This is a genomic window from Ruegeria sp. CI8 (assembly GCF_056536865.1).
Window position 1 is genome coordinate 201,429 of record NZ_JBQFQL010000001.1, and the last position, 18,856, is coordinate 220,284.

General features: G+C 61.1%; 21 protein-coding genes. 13 read left to right on the forward strand and 8 right to left on the reverse strand.

Translation table 11 applies throughout. The features are described from left to right. The first annotated feature begins 5 nt into the window (after positions 1 to 5). The 4 genes from metK to ACR0DA_RS00955 all read left to right on the forward strand — a co-directional run bounded on the left by metK (position 6) and on the right by ACR0DA_RS00955 (position 4,054). On the forward strand, positions 6 to 1,187 hold the full coding sequence (metK, locus tag ACR0DA_RS00940) for a methionine adenosyltransferase (protein ID WP_170369733.1): 1,182 nt from the start codon (positions 6 to 8) through the stop codon (positions 1,185 to 1,187). A 127-nt stretch (positions 1,188 to 1,314) separates the two neighbouring features. Further along, the gene (gene trmB, locus ACR0DA_RS00945) at positions 1,315 to 2,025 is read left to right on the forward strand and encodes a tRNA (guanosine(46)-N7)-methyltransferase TrmB (protein ID WP_480752646.1); all 711 of its coding nucleotides are present in this window, start codon (positions 1,315 to 1,317) and stop codon (positions 2,023 to 2,025) included. Positions 2,026 to 2,093: 68 nt separating this feature from the next. Then, positions 2,094 to 3,440 carry a 3-phosphoshikimate 1-carboxyvinyltransferase gene (aroA, locus tag ACR0DA_RS00950; protein WP_480752647.1) on the forward strand — a complete coding sequence of 449 codons (1,347 nt, stop codon included), beginning with the start codon at positions 2,094 to 2,096 and terminating at the stop codon, positions 3,438 to 3,440. Beyond that, a complete protein-coding gene (locus ACR0DA_RS00955; protein ID WP_170598854.1) occupies positions 3,437 to 4,054 on the forward strand; it encodes a (d)CMP kinase in 618 nt (205 codons plus the stop codon). The genes aroA and ACR0DA_RS00955 overlap by 4 nt, the downstream gene beginning before the upstream one ends. Positions 4,055 to 4,084: 30 nt before the next feature. Here the strand turns inward: ACR0DA_RS00955 and ACR0DA_RS00960 are convergent, their stop codons facing one another. Continuing rightward, the gene (locus ACR0DA_RS00960) at positions 4,085 to 4,564 is read right to left on the reverse strand and encodes a YHS domain-containing (seleno)protein (protein WP_170598852.1); all 480 of its coding nucleotides are present in this window, start codon (positions 4,562 to 4,564) and stop codon (positions 4,085 to 4,087) included. Positions 4,565 to 4,780: 216 nt separating this feature from the next. Between ACR0DA_RS00960 and ACR0DA_RS00965 the strand changes: the two genes are divergently transcribed. The 9 genes from ACR0DA_RS00965 (at position 4,781) to trpB (ending at position 12,896) form a co-directional block, all read left to right on the forward strand. Beyond that, a complete protein-coding gene (locus tag ACR0DA_RS00965) occupies positions 4,781 to 5,296 on the forward strand; it encodes a hypothetical protein (protein ID WP_480752649.1) in 516 nt (171 codons plus the stop codon). Between the two features lie 239 nt (positions 5,297 to 5,535). Then, positions 5,536 to 7,221 carry a tryptophan halogenase family protein gene (locus tag ACR0DA_RS00970; RefSeq protein WP_170339897.1) on the forward strand — a complete coding sequence of 562 codons (1,686 nt, stop codon included), beginning with the start codon at positions 5,536 to 5,538 and terminating at the stop codon, positions 7,219 to 7,221. A 204-nt stretch (positions 7,222 to 7,425) separates the two neighbouring features. Continuing rightward, positions 7,426 to 7,683, forward strand: a complete 258-nt coding sequence (locus ACR0DA_RS00975) for a DUF6525 family protein (protein ID WP_480752651.1) — start codon at positions 7,426 to 7,428, stop codon at positions 7,681 to 7,683. A gap of 271 nt (positions 7,684 to 7,954) precedes the next feature. Next, positions 7,955 to 9,631, forward strand: a complete 1,677-nt coding sequence (rpsA, locus tag ACR0DA_RS00980) for a 30S ribosomal protein S1 (RefSeq protein WP_170340458.1) — start codon at positions 7,955 to 7,957, stop codon at positions 9,629 to 9,631. 272 nt (positions 9,632 to 9,903) lie between these two features. Then, positions 9,904 to 10,188 carry an integration host factor subunit beta gene (gene ihfB, locus ACR0DA_RS00985; RefSeq protein ID WP_050603110.1) on the forward strand — a complete coding sequence of 95 codons (285 nt, stop codon included), beginning with the start codon at positions 9,904 to 9,906 and terminating at the stop codon, positions 10,186 to 10,188. A gap of 7 nt (positions 10,189 to 10,195) precedes the next feature. Then, complete coding sequence (locus tag ACR0DA_RS00990; RefSeq protein ID WP_170340535.1) at positions 10,196 to 10,546, forward strand: lipopolysaccharide assembly protein LapA domain-containing protein; 351 nt, start codon at positions 10,196 to 10,198, stop codon at positions 10,544 to 10,546. 6 nt (positions 10,547 to 10,552) lie between these two features. Then, positions 10,553 to 11,197 carry a phosphoribosylanthranilate isomerase gene (locus ACR0DA_RS00995; protein ID WP_480752652.1) on the forward strand — a complete coding sequence of 215 codons (645 nt, stop codon included), beginning with the start codon at positions 10,553 to 10,555 and terminating at the stop codon, positions 11,195 to 11,197. A gap of 48 nt (positions 11,198 to 11,245) precedes the next feature. Further along, positions 11,246 to 11,581, forward strand: coding sequence for a hypothetical protein (locus ACR0DA_RS01000; protein WP_480752654.1), 336 nt, complete (start codon positions 11,246 to 11,248; stop codon positions 11,579 to 11,581). A gap of 67 nt (positions 11,582 to 11,648) precedes the next feature. Then, entirely contained in the window at positions 11,649 to 12,896 is a 1,248-nt protein-coding gene (gene trpB, locus ACR0DA_RS01005; protein ID WP_170339902.1) for a tryptophan synthase subunit beta, read from the forward strand. 60 nt (positions 12,897 to 12,956) lie between these two features. On the opposite strand, the gene ACR0DA_RS01010 is transcribed toward trpB, so the two are convergent. The 7 genes from ACR0DA_RS01010 to ACR0DA_RS01040 all read right to left on the reverse strand — a co-directional run bounded on the left by ACR0DA_RS01010 (position 12,957) and on the right by ACR0DA_RS01040 (position 18,855). Further along, complete coding sequence (locus tag ACR0DA_RS01010) at positions 12,957 to 13,337, reverse strand: DUF2237 family protein (protein WP_093964605.1); 381 nt, start codon at positions 13,335 to 13,337, stop codon at positions 12,957 to 12,959. 9 nt (positions 13,338 to 13,346) lie between these two features. After that, a complete protein-coding gene (locus ACR0DA_RS01015; protein ID WP_480752656.1) occupies positions 13,347 to 14,510 on the reverse strand; it encodes a serine hydrolase domain-containing protein in 1,164 nt (387 codons plus the stop codon). 78 nt (positions 14,511 to 14,588) lie between these two features. Beyond that, positions 14,589 to 15,275, reverse strand: a complete 687-nt coding sequence (gene pth, locus ACR0DA_RS01020) for an aminoacyl-tRNA hydrolase (protein WP_480752658.1) — start codon at positions 15,273 to 15,275, stop codon at positions 14,589 to 14,591. 132 nt (positions 15,276 to 15,407) lie between these two features. After that, positions 15,408 to 16,064 carry a 50S ribosomal protein L25/general stress protein Ctc gene (locus tag ACR0DA_RS01025; protein ID WP_093964607.1) on the reverse strand — a complete coding sequence of 219 codons (657 nt, stop codon included), beginning with the start codon at positions 16,062 to 16,064 and terminating at the stop codon, positions 15,408 to 15,410. Between the two features lie 110 nt (positions 16,065 to 16,174). Then, positions 16,175 to 17,341 (reverse strand): alpha-hydroxy acid oxidase, encoded by a 1,167-nt coding sequence (locus ACR0DA_RS01030; RefSeq protein WP_170420231.1) that lies wholly within the window; start codon positions 17,339 to 17,341, stop codon positions 16,175 to 16,177. 158 nt (positions 17,342 to 17,499) lie between these two features. Beyond that, positions 17,500 to 18,291, reverse strand: coding sequence for a tryptophan synthase subunit alpha (gene trpA, locus ACR0DA_RS01035; RefSeq protein ID WP_170357093.1), 792 nt, complete (start codon positions 18,289 to 18,291; stop codon positions 17,500 to 17,502). Positions 18,292 to 18,369: 78 nt separating this feature from the next. Further along, complete coding sequence (locus ACR0DA_RS01040) at positions 18,370 to 18,855, reverse strand: acyloxyacyl hydrolase (RefSeq protein WP_170340476.1); 486 nt, start codon at positions 18,853 to 18,855, stop codon at positions 18,370 to 18,372. Between the last annotated feature and the right edge of the window lies 1 nt (position 18,856).

Here is an 18,856-nt window from a genome sequence, read left to right on the forward strand (position 1 = left end):
CTTTCATGTCCCGACAGAACTACATTTTCACTTCGGAATCCGTTTCCGAAGGGCATCCCGACAAGGTGTGCGACCGAATTTCAGATGCGGTCCTGGATGCCTTTCTGAACGAAGAGCCCGAAGCGCGCGTTGCGTGCGAAACCTTTGCCACCACCGATCGGGTGGTCATCGGCGGCGAGGTCGGTCTGTCGGATCACGAAAAACTGCACGACTACATGGGCAAGATCGAAGAGATTGCCCGCGCTTGCATCAAGGACATCGGTTACGAGCAGGACAAGTTTCACCACGAAACGGTCGAGGTGACGAACCTGCTGCACGAACAGTCCGCGCACATCGCCCAAGGTGTCGATGCGTCTGCTGACAAGGATGAAGGCGCCGGTGACCAGGGCATCATGTTTGGATATGCCACTACCGAAACCCCAGCCCTGATGCCGGCTCCGATCCAATATGCACACGCCATCCTGCGCCGTCTGGCTGAGGTGCGCAAGAGCGGGTCTGAGCCCGCTCTGGGTCCCGATGCCAAATCGCAGCTGTCGGTGATCTACCGTGACGGGCGGCCAGTCGGTGTCAGTTCGGTCGTGCTGTCCACCCAGCATCTGGATGAGGCGCTGACCTCGGACGATATTCGCCAGATCGTCGAGCCCTACATCCGCGAATCTCTGCCCGATGGCTGGCTGAGCGACCAGACGGAATGGCATGTGAACCCTACCGGCAAGTTCGTCATCGGCGGCCCGGACGGGGATGCTGGTCTGACCGGGCGCAAGATCATCGTCGACACATATGGCGGTGCGGCTCCGCATGGGGGCGGGGCGTTTTCAGGCAAGGACCCGACCAAGGTCGACCGGTCGGCGGCCTATGCGGCGCGGTATCTGGCGAAGAACGTCGTGGCCGCCGGCATGGCCGAGCGTTGCACCATCCAGCTGAGCTATGCGATCGGCGTTTCCAAGCCGCTTTCGATCTACGCTGACACCCACGGCACCGGACTGGTTGCTGACGCCGAGATCGAGAAGGCGGTCGGACAGGTGATGGACCTGACTCCGCGCGGCATCCGCGAACACCTGCAACTGAACAAGCCGATCTACCAGCGCACGGCGGCCTATGGGCACTTCGGGCGCGAGCCGGATGCGGACGGCGGCTTCAGCTGGGAGCGGACCGATCTGGTTGAGGCCTTGAAAAAGGCTGTCTGAGCCGGCACCGGGAAACCAAACACGGCAAGGCGCGTCCGATGTGGCGCGCCTTTTCCGTTCCGAAGGTCGCCTCTCGGGCACAGCCCGCCCCTTGCAACGCAAACCCCACCGCAGTAAGGGCACCGGCATGAGCACCCAGTCACCCGAACGCCCCCGCAGAAACTTCTATGGCCGCTTCAAGGGCAAGACCCTGAAGCCCAGCCAAAAGACCTATCTGTCTGAGGACCTGGCCGCCCTGTCGCCCGGCGCGGTGGATTGGGACAGCAACCCCGACCGTACCCCGATTGACCTGAACGCGCTGTTCGACGGCAAGCCGGTATGGCTTGAGGTCGGGTTCGGCGGCGGCGAGCATCTGGTGCATCAGGCGCAGCAGAACCCCGATATCGGCATCATCGGCGCGGAGCCGTTCATCAACGGCGTGGCCATGTTGTTGGGCAAGATCCGCCGGGCCGAAGTGACCAACCTGACAGTGCATCCCGGCGATGTGCGCGACCTGTTCGACGTGCTGCCCGATGCCAGCATTTCGCGGGCGTTTCTGCTCTATCCCGACCCATGGCCCAAAAAGCGGCACCACCGCCGCCGTTTCGTGACGCCCGAGCATCTGGAGCCGCTGGCCCGTGTGCTGAAACCCGGCGCGGTTTTCCGCGTGGCGACCGACATCCCGGACTATGTCCGCCAGACGCTCGAGGAGGTGCCCCGTGCCGGTTTCGAATGGCTGGCCGAGGGCCCCGAGGATTGGCGCAAGCCGTGGGATGACTGGATTTCCACCCGCTACGAGCAGAAGGCCCTGCGTGAAGGCCGCACACCACATTACCTGACCTTCCGCCGCAACGGGTGATTGCGGCTGGACGCTGCGGCGCCAATTCGCTAATCGGCAGGGGCACTGATAGCGCAAAAGGAGCCCTCATGTCCGGACACGGCACGCCCATCCCGATGACCTCGCATCCCTGCGGCCCGCTGACCGGCACGGCCGAAGTGCCGGGTGACAAGTCGATCTCCCACCGCTCTTTGATCCTTGGGGCGATGGCCGTGGGCGAGACCCGGATCTCGGGCCTGCTGGAAGGCGAAGACGTTCTGGACACCGCCAAGGCGATGCGCGCCTTCGGGGCCGAGGTGATCTCGCACGGGAATGGCGAATGGACGGTGCATGGCGTCGGCGTGGGCGGCTTTGCCGAGCCGGATCAGGTGATCGACTGCGGCAACTCGGGCACGGGCGTGCGCCTGATCATGGGCGCGATGGCGACCAGCCCGATCAGCGCGACCTTCACCGGCGATGCCAGCCTGAACAAACGCCCGATGGCGCGGGTGACCGATCCGTTGGCGTTGTTCGGGGCGCAGGCCGTGGGCCGCTCGGGCGGACGCCTGCCCATGACCATCGTCGGCGCGGCCGATCCGGTGCCGGTGTGGTACGAAGTGCCGGTGCCCTCGGCTCAGGTAAAATCCGCCGTTCTGCTGGCCGGCCTGAACGCGCCCGGCAAGACCGTGGTGATCGAGAAGGAAGCCACCCGAGACCATTCCGAACGGATGCTGGCAGGGTTCGGCGCCGAAATCACCGTCGAGGACACCGACGAAGGCCGGGTCATCACCCTGACCGGCCGGCCTGAGTTGAAACCACAGGTGATCGCCGTACCGCGCGATCCCTCCAGCGCGGCCTTCCCGGTCTGCGCGGCGCTGATCTCGCCGGGATCGGACGTTCTGGTGCCGGGCATCGGCCTGAACCCCACGCGCGCCGGCCTGTTCACGACGCTGCGCGAGATGGGCGCCGATCTGACCTATGAGAATATGCGCGAGGAAGGCGGCGAGCCGGTCGCCGACCTGCGCGCGCGTTACTCGCCCGACATGAAGGGCATCGACGTCCCGCCCGAACGCGCGGCTTCGATGATCGACGAATATCCGGTGCTGTCGGTGGTTGCGGCCAACGCCACCGGTAAGACGATGATGGGCGGCGTCAAGGAACTGCGCGTCAAGGAAAGCGATCGCATCGACGCCATGGCGCATGGCTTGCGGGCCAACGGCGTCACGGTTGACGAGGGCGATGACTGGTGGTCGGTCGACGGGCTGGGCATCGGCGGCGTTCCCGGCGGCGGCACCTGCGAAAGCTTTCTGGACCATCGCATCGCCATGTCGTTCATGGTGATGGGCATGGGCGCGCAACAGGCGGTCTCGGTCGATGACGGCAGCCCCATCGCGACCTCGTTCCCGATCTTCGAGCCGTTGATGAAGGGCCTGGGTGCCAAGGTCGAGCGCACATGAGCTTTACCGTCGCCATCGACGGCCCGGCCGCTGCGGGCAAGGGCACGATCTCCAAGGCCGTGGCCGCGCATTTCGGGCTGGCGCATCTGGATACGGGGCTGCTTTATCGCGCGGTCGGCCGACGCACGTTGGACGGCACCGACCCGGTCGAGGCGGCGCGGTCCCTGACGGCCGAGGAATTGGAGCAGGGCGACCTGCGGACAGCCGAGATCGCGCAGGCGGCGTCGAAAGTGGCGGTGATCCCCGAAGTGCGCGCAGCTCTGGTCGATTTCCAGCGCAGCTTTGCCCGGCGGGCCGGCGGCGCGGTGCTGGACGGGCGCGATATCGGCACGGTGATCTGCCCCGAGGCCGAGGTGAAGCTGTTCGTCACCGCCAGCCCCGAAGTACGCGCCGAACGGCGCTATCTGGAGCTGGCAGACAAAGCTGCGGAAATAACGCGCGCGCAGGTTCTGGCCGATGTCCGCGAGCGCGACGCGCGAGACGCCGAGCGCAGCACGGCCCCGATGAAACCGGCCGACGATGCCGTAATTCTGGACACTTCGGACCTGAGCATCGAGGCCGCGCTGGAAAAGGCGATCGCGGTTATTAAAGGAAAGCTGCCCGCGGCAAGGTGAGACCGCGGACTGCGCTTGGCGACAGTCCGATTACAGTTCGCCGACCGCAACCGACTTGATATTCGCCCACTGGTCATCCGCGGTCTTGGCGGTGCCGGACACGTCTTCGAGGAACTTGGCGCGAGTTGCCGCGTTCAGAAACAGGTACAGCTTGCCGTCGGCCAGCAGGTACTGATCCGGATCGCCATCGAACTTCTTGCCCACGGAAACACCATACGAGCAGAAGCCGCCGTGCTGCGGCAGGTAGGCCTCGGGGTTGGCCTCGAAAGCTTCGCGGTTCTCGGCCGAGGTGAAGTAGTAGGACGCGCCATCATAGGTGGCCGAATGCGTGGCGAACCCTTCCACCGGGTTGCCGTCAGTGACCAGCGCCACCAGATCGACCCCGTGAGCAGCCAGCGGCGCACCGCCGGCCGAGATCCCGTTCGAGACATTGATCTCATCCGCCGCAAAAGCCGGTGCGGCGATCATCGGCAGGACGGCGACAAGGGCGCTGAGTACAACAGATTTCATTGTGTGTTCCTTTCGTATTCAGTTGTGGCCGGCACGCGCGCCGACCGGTGCTGAACAGATAAATGCGGGCGTGCGGACGCGTAATCGCAGGGCGGACGGAAAACCTTGCAGATCGTTCGCACTTGCCGAGAACCAGCCAAACCGGCTCACTAAGCTGTGTTTGGCCAGTTGATCAGTCCCCGCTTAGGCTGAACGTGTCTATGGTGGAGAGAGCGGATGATCCGATTTGCCTTGATCTGGGTTTTGTTGGCCGGCCATGCGTTGGCACAGGAAGCCGAGCCACCGATGACCTACGAGAGACTGGGCAAGATCATCTTTGCCCTCGACCCCGATGCCGAGCCGCAGGGTCCGGGCTTTACCATGACGATTTCCGATGTGCCGGTGCTGGTTGTTACTGATGTGCATGCCGACCGGATGCGGGCAATGGTTGCGATCAGCGGCACCTCAGAGCTTTCGGACGAAGACTTGCAGCGCATGATGCAGGCCAATTTCGACAGTACGCTGGACGCGCGCTACGCGATCGCCAACGGTACCTTGTGGGCCGTGTTCATCCACCCGCTGTCACGGCTGAACAAGGATCAACTGATCTCGGGCCTGGCGCAGACCGTCAATATCGCTCGGACCTATGGCACTCTCTATTCCGGGGGTGCGGCCGAGTTCGGCGGTGGCGACAGCCATGGTCTGCAACGCGAACTGATCGACGATCTTCTGAAGAAAGGCGAGGACATCTGAGGCTGCCTCGAAAGGTTCATCCGTCATCACTGGCCGTTAGGTGCCGGGGAAACAGGTCGTGACCATGCGTTGCTTTGGCAAAGGCGCCCGTTTGGGCCCACTTGATGCCGCCATTGGCCCTAGCTGGATGCCTGAAAACTGCTATAGTTTCCCTCAGCGATAAGGGGAGGTCGCCACCGAGGCCCGGCAAAACGGGCAGGCGGCCGCATAATCCTCACAGCCAACAGGGACAGAACAACATGAATAATCGTTTGCAAAAAATCACCATCGTGGGTGGCGGTACGGCCGGCTGGATGACGGCGCTGCTTCTCGAGATGGTGTTTTCGCGCACGTCAGCACCCAAGGATCGTCCGCGGATCTGCCTGATCGAAAGCCCGAACATCGCCACGGTCGGCGTTGGTGAAGCGACCGTGCCGCGTATGCCGGTCACGCTCCGGCAGGCTGGAATTTCCGAGCGAGACTTTTTCCGCGAAACCAATGCGTCGTTCAAGTTGGGCGTCAAATTCTGCAACTGGAACAAGGACGCAAAGGGAAAACGCATCGACTATGTGAACCCATTTGCCCATGGCCAGATGCTGGAGGGCCTCGAGGCCGCCGAATACTTCCTTCGGTTTGGCAACGGGGACCGGGATTTCACTCAGTCCATCTCGCCGCATGATGACCTGGCTCGGCTGTGCAAGGGCGCGCGGCTTCTGGGGCAACCCGAATTCGAGCAGCGGTTTGGCTATGCCTATCACCTGGACGCCGTAAAATTCGCTGGCATGCTGACCAGGGTCTGTACGCAGCGTGGCGTCGAACATATCCGCGACGAGGTGCAGTCGGTCGAGTTGAATGAACAGGGCAATGTCAGCCATCTGATGCTTGAGCGTGCAGGCCGCCACGATATTGAAATGGTCGTGGACTGCACCGGTTTCCGCGGCCTGATCATCAATCAGGCACTGGGCGAGCCGTTCATGGATTATTCGGACTATCTGCCGAACGACCGTGCCATGGCGTTGCAGATCGAGCACCCCAATCCGCGGAAGATCGAAAGCGTCACGCGGTCGACTGCACTTGGCGCTGGTTGGACATGGCGCGTGCCTCTCTACAACCGGGTGGGCACGGGATACGTGTATTCATCCGCGCACCGGACGGATGATCAAGCGGCAGACGAATATCTGGAGTGGCTGGGTGACAGCGGCAAAGGCGCGACGCCGCGGGTGATCCCCATGCGGATCGGGCGCGTGCGCAACGCGTGGGTCAAGAACTGCGTGGCGATCGGGCTGGCCGGTGGGTTCATCGAGCCGCTGGAAAGCACTGCGATCCATATGGTCGACCATGCTGTGCGCTGGTTCGCCGAGCATTTGCCGACCCGCGATATCGAACCCTCGCTGAGGGACAGGTACAATCGTCAGATGAACAAGCTCTATGACGAGGTGCTGGATTTCATTTGCCTGCATTACAAGCTGAACAATCGTACCGATGATCAATACTGGATCGACGCGCGCACCGAAATGAAGGTGCCGGACAGGCTGGCTGAAAACCTCGAGCTTTGGAAAAACCGCCTTCCGATGCAGCACGATGTCGAGTTTGCAACGCTGTTTGACCATCGCGTCTATCAGACGGTTCTGCTGGGCAAGCAGGTCTATGACACGGGATATGGCACAGGAATTCGGGATCGCATTCGACCATTGCGGAAGGACATCTGGTTCCAGTGGTGGAAGGGCGCGAAAGTGGACCTGGCGCAAATCCTGAAAGCGATGCCGGACCACAAAACCCTGCTGCGCGACATTCGCGGAGAGCTCAAGCAACCCACCTTTGCGATGGCCAAGGCGGCACAGCCGACCGTTCCGATGCCGGGTGCGGCACCCGAACCGGTGGTCATCCAGAACATGCCGAATCTGGCCGAGATTCAAAGCGGCAAGAAAGACCTGCAACTGTTCTAGGTCTCCCGGCTTCGGCTAACATTGAGAGCTTCTGAATGGTAGAGGGCAGGGTTGCAGAACCCTGCCTTTTTTGACCTCAATCCGGGGTTGCGCACCAAAAGTATGTTACGTAATAACATACCATTTCAGTTGGGGCGTTTCCCCAACCCATTCTGTTCGGTCCAGTTCCAGCTCTGAAAATTCGCATTGGTACAGTCGATGCCCATGACCATTCAAAGACGCAATCTGCGCAGCCGCCTGAACCGCCGGAGACGACAACGCCCCGCAATGCAGGCCTATGACACCCTTCCCCCTCAGTTGCGTCAGTGGCTTGCGAATGCATGCTTGCCGTGGAGTCCGAACTCGGCCCTCAAGATTTGGAAAGCAGCCGGTGGGGCAAAGGCCCCGGCCGACGCTCTGGCACGTTTGAATGCGATCGAGCAGGCCATGCTGCTGAGGGATGCCCGGATTTGGGAGGAGTAGCTGACCCGGAAAACGCAAGCGGAATCCCGCGTCGGCTTGCAACAAGGGCCTTTCTGCTTGCGCTGCGCCCAGAATCCGCCTATACGCGCGCTGTCTGAACAAGGGCGGTCAACGCCCGGGCGACGTATCTGAGCAGGGCCGGGTTTCCTCGGCCCTTTGTGTTTGTTTAGCCAGATGCGCACCGGGTCACGCCAGAGGACATCATGAAACAAGACCGGCGGAGACAACCGCTCGGCCAGCAAAAACGTTATGTAAAGGAAAACAACGCCACATGGCTAACGCATCCATGGAGGAATTCGAAGCCCTCCTGAACGAAAGCTTCGAAATGGACACCCCCGAAGAAGGTTCGGTTGTCAAAGGCAAGGTCATCGCGATCGAAGCGGGCCAAGCCATCATCGACGTAGGCTACAAGATGGAAGGCCGTGTCGATCTGAAAGAATTCGCAAATCCCGGCGAAGCTCCTGAAATCGCTGTTGGCGACGAGGTCGAAGTCTACCTGCGCGCTGCAGAAAACGCCCGTGGCGAAGCTGTCATCTCGCGCGAGATGGCCCGCCGTGAAGAGGCATGGGACCGTCTGGAAAAAGCATATGCCGACGACCAGCGCGTCGAAGGTGCTATCTTTGGTCGTGTCAAAGGTGGCTTCACCGTGGATCTGGGTGGCGCAGTTGCGTTCCTGCCCGGCAGCCAGGTTGACGTTCGCCCCGTGCGCGACGCTGGCCCGCTGATGGGTCTGAAGCAGCCGTTCCAGATCCTGAAGATGGACCGCCGCCGTGGCAACATCGTTGTCTCGCGCCGTGCAATCCTGGAAGAATCGCGTGCCGAACAGCGTGCCGAAGTCATCGGCAACCTGTCCGAAGGTCAGACCGTCGAGGGTGTCGTCAAGAACATCACCGAATACGGTGCATTCGTCGACCTGGGCGGCGTTGACGGCCTGCTGCACGTCACCGACATGGCATGGCGCCGTGTGAACCACCCGTCCGAGATCCTGACGATCGGCGAAACCATCAAGGTTCAGGTCATCAAGATCAACAAGGAAACCCACCGCATCAGCCTGGGCATGAAGCAGCTGCAGGAAGATCCGTGGGATCTGGTTGGCGCCAAGTACCCGCTGGGTTCGGTGCACAAGGGTCGCGTCACCAACATCACCGACTACGGTGCGTTCGTCGAGCTGGAGCCCGGTGTCGAAGGTCTGGTGCACGTGTCCGAGATGTCTTGGACCAAGAAAAACGTCCACCCCGGCAAGATCGTTTCGACCAGCCAGGAAGTCGACGTCATGGTTCTGGAAATCGACGGCGCCAAGCGTCGCGTGTCTCTGGGCCTCAAGCAGACCCAGCGCAACCCGTGGGAAGTGTTTGCAGAAACGCACCCCGAGGGCACGCAGGTCGAAGGCGAAGTCAAGAACATCACCGAGTTCGGTCTGTTCATCGGCCTGGAAGGCGACATCGACGGCATGGTTCACCTGTCCGACCTGTCGTGGGACGAGCGTGGCGAAGATGCCATCCAGAACTACCGCAAGGGCGACGTCGTTCAGGCGGTTGTCTCGGAAGTTGACGTCGAAAAAGAGCGGATCTCGCTGTCGATCAAAGCCCTGGGCGGTGACAAGTTCGCCGAAGCCGTGGGCGGCGTGAAGCGTGGCTCGGTCATCACCGTCGAAGTGACCGCGATCGAAGATGGCGGTATCGAGGTGGAGTACGAAGGCATGAAGTCCTTCATCCGCCGTTCGGACCTGAGCCGCGACCGTGCCGAACAGCGCCCCGAGCGTTTCTCGGTCGGTGACAAGGTCGACGTCCGCGTCACCAACGTGGACAGCAAGACCCGCCGTCTGGGCCTGTCGATCAAGGCGCGCGAAATCGCCGAAGAGAAAGAGGCCGTGGAACAGTACGGTTCCTCCGACTCGGGTGCATCGCTGGGCGATATCCTTGGCGCAGCGCTGAAGTCCGGCGACTAAGCCAGACTTGCAGTTTTGAACACTCAGACGGCCCCGCTCATCCCGAGCGGGGCCGTTTCTTTTGCGAATCAATGTGTTCCGGTTTTGCGAGTTATTCGGTGATAGGTGCAGGCATGAACCGCCGGATTCGCGTCTCTACAGGCGAATTTCCGGTGCTTTCTTGGAAAATGCACCCCGGACACACAGAGTTTACATTCCACCCGGCACCGTTTTTTCCTATACTGACCAAACCAGTAGACGAGATGACACGGTGACCTGGGAGGGTAGCACGCATGATCCGTTCAGAACTGATTCAGAAAATCGCCGACGAAAATCCACATCTGTACCAACGTGATGTCGAGCGGATCGTGAATACCGTATTCGAGGAAGTCACAGACGCGATGGCGCGCGGTGACCGTGTCGAACTGCGGGGCTTCGGAGCTTTTTCGGTCAAGAAACGGGATGCGCGGGTCGGCCGGAACCCACGCACTGGCGAGACGGTTCAAGTCGAGGAAAAGTGCGTGCCGTTTTTCAAGACCGGCAAGTTGCTAAGGGATCGTTTGAACGGTAAAGCGTGATCTCATGATGCGCTACATTCGATACGGTTTTCTTGCGGTCCTGGGGATCGTCCTTGTCTCGGTCTCGTTGGCCAATCGCCAGATGGTTCAGTTGCAGTTGATGCCGGACGCTTTGTCTGACTTGCTTGGCTTCAATCTGGCCACTTCGCTGCCGTTGTTTCTTGTAGTTCTTGGCGGGATTGTGGCCGGCCTTGTCATCGGTTTTCTGTGGGAATGGCTGCGTGAGCACAAGCACCGCAAGGACGCCACCGTCAAAAAGACCGAGGTCAAGAAGCTCGAGCGCGAGGTCAAGAAGCTCAAGAAGAAGCAGAACGAAGGCCAGGACGATGTGCTTGCCCTTCTGGACGAGGCCAGCTGAGAGCCGATGTCTTCCGAGATCAGCGTAAAAATATGCGGCTTGACCGCACCCGAGCATGTGCGTGCCGCCGTTGAAGCAGGTGCGCGTTACATTGGGTTCAATTTCTTTCCCAAGTCTCCACGCTATGCACCGATTGCCAAGGCAGCGGCGCTGGCCAGTGACGTGCCGGTCGGCGTAGCCAAGGTGGCCTTGGCGGTGAACTTCAGCGACGCGCAGCTGGATGAGATCGTGGCCGGGGTTCCACTGGACATGCTGCAGCTGCATGGGGCTGAAAGCCCCGAGCGCGTGGCCGAGGTCAAATCACGCTACGGCTTGCCGGTGATCAAGGCGATTGGAGTGGCGGAAGCCGAGGATTTGGCCGCAATAGACCTGTATTCGGACGTGGCCGATCAGTTGTTGGTTGACGCCAAACCGCCGAAGAACTCTGAGCTGCCCGGCGGCAACGGTTTGCCTTTTGACTGGCGTCTGCTCGCCGGTCGCAAATACTGGCGGACGCCGTGGATGCTGTCGGGGGGGCTCAACCCGGACAACGTAGCCGAGGCGATCCGTATGACCGGTGCAAGGCAGGTCGATGTGGCATCGGGCGTCGAAAGCGCCCCGGGCGTCAAGGATCCGGGCCTGATCCGCTCATTTATTGAAGCGGCACAGTGATCTGACCAGAACGCGCTTGCGTATCCTTCTCAAAGGGGAGGATGCGGGATGCTGGCTGCAATCGGCGCGGTTTCACTGAAGCGATGGTACCATGGGCCCGAGTTTTTCTGGCGTGCGGGCAAGGCCTTGCGCCAGGCCAAGGGCGATCCCTTGTGCTTCCATGCCGAGGTGTTTTCGCATGAGGGCGCGTATTTCTCGCTCAGCGTTTGGCACGACGTCGAAGCCATGTTGACCTTTGCCCAGTCAAACCCGCACCGAGGGGTGATGCAAGCTGCCCCACGTTTGACCAATACCTACCACTTCCGTCACTTTGCCTGCATCGCCATTCCGACCCGGGAACAGGCGCTGACTATCTGGATGAACGGCAGTACCGCGGCGGAATAGTGCGATTTGCGATGGCAAATCCCGCCGGCACCTCCTAATAACAACAGGCACGACGATGGAGACCACCATGGCCAATGATCTGTTCAATTCCTTCATGTCCGGCCCGGATGAAAACGGCCGCTTCGGCATTTTCGGCGGACGCTTCGTCAGCGAGACTCTGATGCCGTTGATCCTGTCGCTGGAGGAGGAATACGAGAAGGCCAAAACCGACCCGAGTTTCTGGGCCGAGATGGACGATCTGTGGGCCAACTACGTGGGCCGTCCGTCGCCCCTGTATCACGCCGAGCGCCTGACCGAACATCTGGGTGGCGCCAAGATCTATATGAAGCGCGACGAGTTGAACCACACCGGCGCGCACAAGATCAACAACGTGCTGGGCCAGATCATCCTGGCGCGCCGCATGGGAAAGACCCGGATCATCGCCGAGACCGGGGCAGGGCAGCACGGTGTCGCCACCGCGACGGTCTGCGCCAAGTTCGGTCTGAAATGCGTGGTCTACATGGGCGCACATGATGTCCAGCGGCAGGCGCCCAACGTGTTCCGCATGCGCTTGCTGGGGGCAGAGGTGATTCCGGTGACCTCGGGCCGCGGCACCCTGAAGGACGCGATGAACGACGCGCTGCGCGACTGGGTAACAAATGTGCGCGACACGTTCTATTGCATCGGTACGGTGGCCGGCCCGCATCCGTACCCGGCGATGGTGCGCGACTTCCAGTCGATCATCGGCAAGGAAGCCAAGGAACAGATGATGAAGGCCGAGGGTCGCCTGCCGGACACGATCATCGCGGCGATCGGTGGCGGTTCGAACGCCATGGGACTGTTCTATCCCTTCCTCGACGACAAATCGGTCAACATCATCGGCGTCGAAGCCGGCGGCAAGGGTGTCAACGAAAAGATGGAGCACTGCGCCTCGCTCACCGGCGGCCGGCCGGGTGTTCTGCACGGCAACCGTACCTATCTGCTGCAGGACGACGACGGCCAGATCCTCGAGGGGTACTCGATCTCGGCCGGGCTCGACTATCCGGGCATCGGCCCCGAACATTCCTGGCTGCACGATATCGGGCGCGCGCAGTATGTCTCGGTCACCGACAAAGAGGCGCTTGAGGCGTTCCAGCTGTGCTGCGCGACCGAGGGGATCATCCCTGCGCTCGAACCCAGCCACGCGCTGGCGCATGTCATGAAAATCGCGCCGGAGCTGCCGAAGGATCACATCATCTGCATGAACATGTGCGGACGTGGCGACAAGGATGTCCAAACGGTCGCCAAGTATCTGAACTTCGACATGTCTGATACCGAGGGTCGCGACGCAACCTGAGGGCGGCCCAAAGAACAGGACCCGGCACGCTTCAACCGTGCCGGGTTTTTCATTCGCGGTTCACTGTCCGGAGTCTGCGCGGTGGCTGGTCAGAACGTGCAGTGGCACGATTTCCAATGCGCGCTGGTGAGTCGCCTCAAGATGGACCTTTGGCGCACAGCCCTCGTCATGGGCCTGCATGAACCGTGCGGCACACAGGCACCAGCTGTCGCCGGGCTTGAGGCCCGGGAAATCGAATTCGGGCCGGGGCGTGCTCAGGTCGTTGCCGACATATTTCGAATAGGCCAGAAACTCGGCCGTCATAACAGCGCAGACCGTGTGGCTGCCGCGATCCTCAGGGCAGGTGTTGCAGGCCCCGTCGCGGAAAAAACCGGTCAGGGGCTTTCGTGAACACGGAGCCAGCACGCCGCCCAGAACATTTATGCTGTCCTGCTTTTGCATGAAGCTACCTTACAGGCTTTGCGCGATCTTGCGGAACATTTCGATGTTCTGCTCATTGACCCCGGGCTCGCGGAACTTCCGATCAGCGCCCGTGGCTACGATCAGCACGCCGCGCGACTGGTCGAAATACATGTACTGGCCATAAACACCGCGTGCCAGAAACTCACCGTCATGGGCGCCAACGGGGATCCACCACTGATATCCGTAGCCGATCTTTCCGGGTTCGGTCGGCGCGCTTGGCAAGGTGGATTCCTTGATCCAGTCGGCCGGAACGATCTGGCGCCCATCGCGCACGCCGTTCTGCAGGATCATTTGGCCAAAGCGGGCGTAATCCCGCGTCGTGAAATTCAAGCCACCCAGAACAAAGGCGACGCCTGCGCCGTCGGTGATATAGTATCCGTCCCGCTCAAGACCGAGGTGCTGCAGGATCTTTTCGTCCAGCAATGCGGCGACGCTTTGACCCGTCGCCCCTCGGATCACCATTCCAATGACATGGGTATCGATGGAAACATACTGCCAGGTCTCGCCAGGTGCCGCGAAACTGTCCTTCAACGAGGCCGCAAAGTCATCCAACTCGCCGCCCAGGGCGACGACCCGACCCATACGGTTGATGTCGGATTTCGGATCCAGATAGTCTTCGTCAAAGGTTACACCGCTGGCCATGTTCAGCACGTTGCGGATCGTGGCTGTTTCATAGGCGCTGCCCTGCAGCTTGGGGGCATATTTGATGACCGGACCATCCAGCGAGGCTATGCTGCCCTCCTCAAGAAGGATGCCGAACAGAGCGGACAAATAGCTTTTGGCCATCGACCACGAGATCCGGCGGTCCTCCGGCGATGTGCCCAGGAAATACTCCTCGAACCGGATCTGCCCGTCCTGCATCACCAGCAGGGATGTGACGGCGCGCTCTTCGATCCAGTCTTGCGTCTCGGCGGGCAGGTCGAATTCAGCGCCATAGGGCAGGTCCCAGGTGGGACCATTCCCGCGAGGGAGGTCGACGGTCAGAAACGCCGCATCCATGTGAGAGAAATTCTGAACGATCTTTTCTTCGGAAAACAGAGAGTTCACCGCCAGAAGGCGCTGGATTTCCTCGCGCTTCCAGAAACCGACAACTGCAGCGGCCAAGACCAGCGTCAGGACGATTCGCAGCAGCCACTTCAGACCTGTTTTCATGATTATCCTCCCGTTTGGCGGCATTGGATCGTGATGACGGAAATTCTGCAATTGCTACGTTGCGGAAGGTCTTTGCCGCTATCGGAACTTGTCCAACAGCTTCTGCATCGCCGTGCGGTCATCGGGCGGTGGCGTCTCGGCTTTCGGGGTAGGAGAGGTCTTGGTTTCGGATTTGGGCGTCGTGGTGGAACTGCGCGGTGGCGCTGTTCGCAGCGCCACCGCGTTCATGAACTTGGCCGCATCGCCCGCAGCCAGATGAACCGCCCCGTCTGCAACACCTTGCAGAACATCGTCCAGCCAGTCGGCGTCGGCCTTGGCGAAATCGCCCAGAACATAGGGCGAAACCAGCTCTTTGCGTCCGGGATGGCCGATCCCCAGCCGGACACGGTCATACGCGGCACCGATATGGTCGTGGATCGACCGCAGGCCGTTATGCCCGGCATGGCCGCCACCGGCCTTGGCGCGAACCTTCCCGGGTGCAAGGTCCAGTTCGTCATGGAAAACGGTCACATCGGTTGAGTCGAGCTTGAAGAACCGCATGGCCTCGCCGACCGATTGGCCCGAGCGGTTCATGAAGGTCATGGGTTTCAGCAGCAGGACCTTCTCTCGGCCCAGCATTCCTTCGGATATTTCACCCTGAAATTTCGAACGCCATGGCCCAAAGCCATGATCCCTGGCGATGGCATCCACCGCCATGAAACCGATATTGTGCCGGTTGCGGGCATACTTTGCGCCCGGATTGCCCAATCCGACAAACAGCTTCATCGCGAATTCCTTGTGCGTTTCGGTCCGGCGCAGAATTGCACGAGATGCCTTTCCAGTGCCAGCCGGTCGTTCAAAGAAAAACGGGGCCCTGGACGAGGCCCCGCTTCAAATTCCAATCCGAAGGATCCGGATTTATTCTTCGTCTTTGCCTACGACTTCAACTTCGTCGGCTGCGACTTCCTCTTCACCTTCGCCTTCTTCATCGTCGCTGGACGCCAGGCCGGTCGGTGCCGAGATGTTCGCAATCACGAAATCACGGTCGATGGTCGGTTTGGTGCCGTTGGGCAGGTCAACCGACGAGATGGTGACAACGTCGTTGATTTCCAGGCCGGTCAGATCGACGGTGATCTTTTCGGGGATGTCGCCGGCGGTGCAGACCAGCTCGACCTCGGGACGGACAACGGTCAGAACGCCGCCCTTCTTGATGCCGGGGGCCTCTTCCTCGTTGATGAATTCGACGGGGATGTACAGGGCGATCTTGGTCGTGCGACGCAGACGCATCAGGTCCAGGTGGGTCGGCAGGTCCTTGACGACATCACGCTGGACGTCGCGGCAGATGACGCGGACGTCTTCGTGGCCTTCGACCTTCAGGTTCCACAGGGTCGACTTGAAGCGGCCTGCCTTCAGGCGCTTGAACAGTTCGTTGAACGGAATCTGGATCGGCAGCGGGTCTTTCTCGCCACCAAATACGATGCCCGGAACCATGCCGTCGCGGCGTGCCTGACGAGCGGCGCCCTTGCCCGTCCCCGTCCGTTCCAGAGCTACGAGATCAGGAATCTCACCAGCCATGATAAATCTCCAATGTTAGGGCAGGGTGCCTCCAAGGCTGTCACCCCGCGTGAAGCGGCGTCCTTAGACCGAATCCGGCCATTTGGAAAGGGGTAAAAACGATTTCCGCGTCATTCCTGCCAGCGGCCGCAGAAATCCTGTGGGACAAGCAGGTTGTGCGGCCCCAGATCGGCCACGTTGCGTTCGCCGCACAGGGCCATGGTGGTGTCCAGTTCCTTCTGGATCACCTCCAGCGCGGTGGTCACGCCCTTTTGGCCCATCGCGCCCAGCCCGTAGACGAAAGCGCGCCCGATATAGGTGCCCTTGGCCCCCAGCCCCAGCGCCTTGAGCACGTCCTGCCCCGAGCGGATGCCGCTGTCGAGATGCACCTCGACGTCGCCGCCCACCGCATCCATGATCCGCGGCAGCATCCGGATCGAGCTGAGCGCGCCGTCCAGCTGCCGCCCGCCGTGGTTCGACACCACGATGGCGTCGGCGCCCAACTTGGCCGCCATCTTGGCGTCTTCGGGGTCAAGGATGCCTTTCAGGATCACCTTGCCGCCCCATTGCTCCATCAGCTTCTCGATCTTCTTCCAGTCGAGGCTGGGATCGAACTGCTCGGCGGTCCATGCGCCCAGCGATGAGGCGTCCGAGATGCCCTCGACATGGCCCACGATATTGCCGAACTCGCGTCGTTTCGCGCCCAGCATCTCGATGCCCCAGGCCCATTTCGTCATCAGGTTGGCGATCGTTTTGGCCGTCAGTTTCGGCGGGGCGGACAGGCCGTTCTTCAGGTCCTTGTGCCGTTGGCCGAGGATCTGCAGATCCAGGGTGATGACCAGGGCCGAGCATTTGGCATCCTTGGCGCGCTGGATCAGGCGGCGGACGTAATCTTCGTCCTTCATGGTGTACAGCTGAAACCAGAACGGCGCACCGGTATGTTCGGCCACATCTTCGATCGAGTTGATCGACATGGTCGACAACGTGAAGGGCACGCCGAAATCCAGCGCGGCCTTGGCGGCCTTCATTTCACCATCCGCATGCTGCATCCCGGTCAGGCCCACGGGTGCCAGGGCCACCGGCATGGCCACGTCCTGTCCGATCATCTGCGACGCGGTCGAGCGGCCGGACATGTCCACCGCAACCTTCTGGCGTAGGCGGATGTCGTGGAAGTCCGAGCTGTTGTCGCGGAAGGTCTGCTCGGTCCAGCTGCCGCTTTCGGCATAGTCATAGAACATCCGGGGCACCCGGCGTTCATAGATGCGTTTCAGGTCGTCGATATTGGTAATGACAGGCATGGCCGCACCCTTCTGTAGATTGGTTAGGTTTCTTTACCAATTCTTCCGCCGCGGCGCAACGGCCAGTTGCGCATGTGGTCAGGTGGGTCAAAGGCGCAAAGAAAAACCGCCGCAGGCGTGCGGCCTGCAGCGGTTGCAATCCGTTTGGGATTTTGGCCTCAGGCGCTGTGGGCGCCGTCTGCCAGCGATTTCACGAAGTCCAGAACCTCGGCCACGGGTTTGCCGGCGGCGATCTGACTGACGATGGCCGAGCCGACCACCGCTCCGTCAGCAACGCTGGCGATGGCACGTGACTTCTCGGGCGTATTGATGCCGAACCCCACGATCACCGGAAGATCGGTCGCCGCCTTGATGCGCGCGACCTCGGGGCCGACATCGGTTGCCTCGGCTTCGGCCGCGCCGGTGATGCCGGTGATCGAGACGTAATAGACAAAGCCCGATGTGTTCTGCAGCACTCGCGGCAGGCGCTTGTCATCCGTGGTTGGCGTGGCCAGCCGGATGAAGTTCAGACCGGCCGCCTGCGCGGGCAGGCACAGTTCTTCATCTTCTTCGGGTGGCAGGTCGACGACGATCAGGCCGTCGATGCCGGCCTCTTTGGCGTCGGCAAGGAACTTGTCCACGCCGCGGCTGTAGATCGGGTTGTAATAGCCCATCAGTACGATCGGGGTGGTGTCATCGGTTTCCCGGAATGCCTTGGCCAGATCCAGCGTGCGCTGCAGCGTCATGCCACCGTCCAGCGCCCTTTGACCCGCCGCCTGAATGGTGGGGCCGTCCGCCATCGGATCGGTGAAGGGCAGGCCCAGTTCGATCACGTCCACGCCGGCCGCCGGCAGGCCCCGAACAATCTCAAGCGAGGTGTCATAGTCGGGATCCCCGGCCATGATATAGGCGACAAAGGCCTTCTTCCCCTCGGCTTTAAGGGCGGCGAACTTGGCGTCGATACGGGTCATGGAAGATCCTTGCATACAGGTTTGGACCTGATGTGCAGAAACTTTGGCCGAAAATCAATCCCGTCCTGAGCGGTGGGGTCAGAAGTTCAGGTGATACCGCAGCAAGAGCGCGTTCACGCCGGGGTTTTCCTCTTGCGTGCTGGCATTCGATTTGTGGGTCACGGCCAACGATATGTCATTGCCGTTGTTCAACGTATAGCCCAGCCCGAAAAGGCTTCGGATTTCGAAGCTCCCGCCAAGGTCGTTCAGTTCGTTGGCTTCGCTGTAGAATCCCGGCATCACGCTACCTTCCACAAACCATCTGTCGGCAAAGGAATAGACCCCGATCACCCCGGCGCCGATATGTGTGTTTCCATCCTCGTCCACCGACAGCGCGGCCCCAAGCGCGGCGCTGAAGCGGGTGGCCTCGTGAAATGGCCGGTGCTGGTATTCGAGGGAAAAGATCGCCTGGTCAATCGAGCTGCTGTCGGAATAGTCGGCGTAGCCGGCGCCGAAAATCACCGACTGCGCCTGCGCGGCTGTTGAAAAAGCCAGAAAAGCGGCGCTTGAAAGGAGGTTTTTCATG

What these genes read in the sequence shown, in the direction of transcription:
- metK (WP_170369733.1), top strand. Translation starts at nt 6, where the DNA reads ATGTCCCGACAGAACTACATTTTCACTTCGGAATCCGTTTCCGAAGGG.
- trmB (WP_480752646.1), top strand. Translation starts at nt 1,315, where the DNA reads ATGAGCACCCAGTCACCCGAACGCCCCCGCAGAAACTTCTATGGCCGC.
- aroA (WP_480752647.1), top strand. Translation starts at nt 2,094, where the DNA reads ATGTCCGGACACGGCACGCCCATCCCGATGACCTCGCATCCCTGCGGC.
- ACR0DA_RS00955 (WP_170598854.1), top strand. Translation starts at nt 3,437, where the DNA reads ATGAGCTTTACCGTCGCCATCGACGGCCCGGCCGCTGCGGGCAAGGGC.
- ACR0DA_RS00960 (WP_170598852.1), bottom strand. Translation starts at nt 4,564, where the DNA reads ATGAAATCTGTTGTACTCAGCGCCCTTGTCGCCGTCCTGCCGATGATC.
- ACR0DA_RS00965 (WP_480752649.1), top strand. Translation starts at nt 4,781, where the DNA reads ATGATCCGATTTGCCTTGATCTGGGTTTTGTTGGCCGGCCATGCGTTG.
- ACR0DA_RS00970 (WP_170339897.1), top strand. Translation starts at nt 5,536, where the DNA reads ATGAATAATCGTTTGCAAAAAATCACCATCGTGGGTGGCGGTACGGCC.
- ACR0DA_RS00975 (WP_480752651.1), top strand. Translation starts at nt 7,426, where the DNA reads ATGACCATTCAAAGACGCAATCTGCGCAGCCGCCTGAACCGCCGGAGA.
- rpsA (WP_170340458.1), top strand. Translation starts at nt 7,955, where the DNA reads ATGGCTAACGCATCCATGGAGGAATTCGAAGCCCTCCTGAACGAAAGC.
- ihfB (WP_050603110.1), top strand. Translation starts at nt 9,904, where the DNA reads ATGATCCGTTCAGAACTGATTCAGAAAATCGCCGACGAAAATCCACAT.
- ACR0DA_RS00990 (WP_170340535.1), top strand. Translation starts at nt 10,196, where the DNA reads ATGCGCTACATTCGATACGGTTTTCTTGCGGTCCTGGGGATCGTCCTT.
- ACR0DA_RS00995 (WP_480752652.1), top strand. Translation starts at nt 10,553, where the DNA reads ATGTCTTCCGAGATCAGCGTAAAAATATGCGGCTTGACCGCACCCGAG.
- ACR0DA_RS01000 (WP_480752654.1), top strand. Translation starts at nt 11,246, where the DNA reads ATGCTGGCTGCAATCGGCGCGGTTTCACTGAAGCGATGGTACCATGGG.
- trpB (WP_170339902.1), top strand. Translation starts at nt 11,649, where the DNA reads ATGGCCAATGATCTGTTCAATTCCTTCATGTCCGGCCCGGATGAAAAC.
- ACR0DA_RS01010 (WP_093964605.1), bottom strand. Translation starts at nt 13,337, where the DNA reads ATGCAAAAGCAGGACAGCATAAATGTTCTGGGCGGCGTGCTGGCTCCG.
- ACR0DA_RS01015 (WP_480752656.1), bottom strand. Translation starts at nt 14,510, where the DNA reads ATGAAAACAGGTCTGAAGTGGCTGCTGCGAATCGTCCTGACGCTGGTC.
- pth (WP_480752658.1), bottom strand. Translation starts at nt 15,275, where the DNA reads ATGAAGCTGTTTGTCGGATTGGGCAATCCGGGCGCAAAGTATGCCCGC.
- ACR0DA_RS01025 (WP_093964607.1), bottom strand. Translation starts at nt 16,064, where the DNA reads ATGGCTGGTGAGATTCCTGATCTCGTAGCTCTGGAACGGACGGGGACG.
- ACR0DA_RS01030 (WP_170420231.1), bottom strand. Translation starts at nt 17,341, where the DNA reads ATGCCTGTCATTACCAATATCGACGACCTGAAACGCATCTATGAACGC.
- trpA (WP_170357093.1), bottom strand. Translation starts at nt 18,291, where the DNA reads ATGACCCGTATCGACGCCAAGTTCGCCGCCCTTAAAGCCGAGGGGAAG.
- ACR0DA_RS01040 (WP_170340476.1), bottom strand. Translation starts at nt 18,855, where the DNA reads ATGAAAAACCTCCTTTCAAGCGCCGCTTTTCTGGCTTTTTCAACAGCC.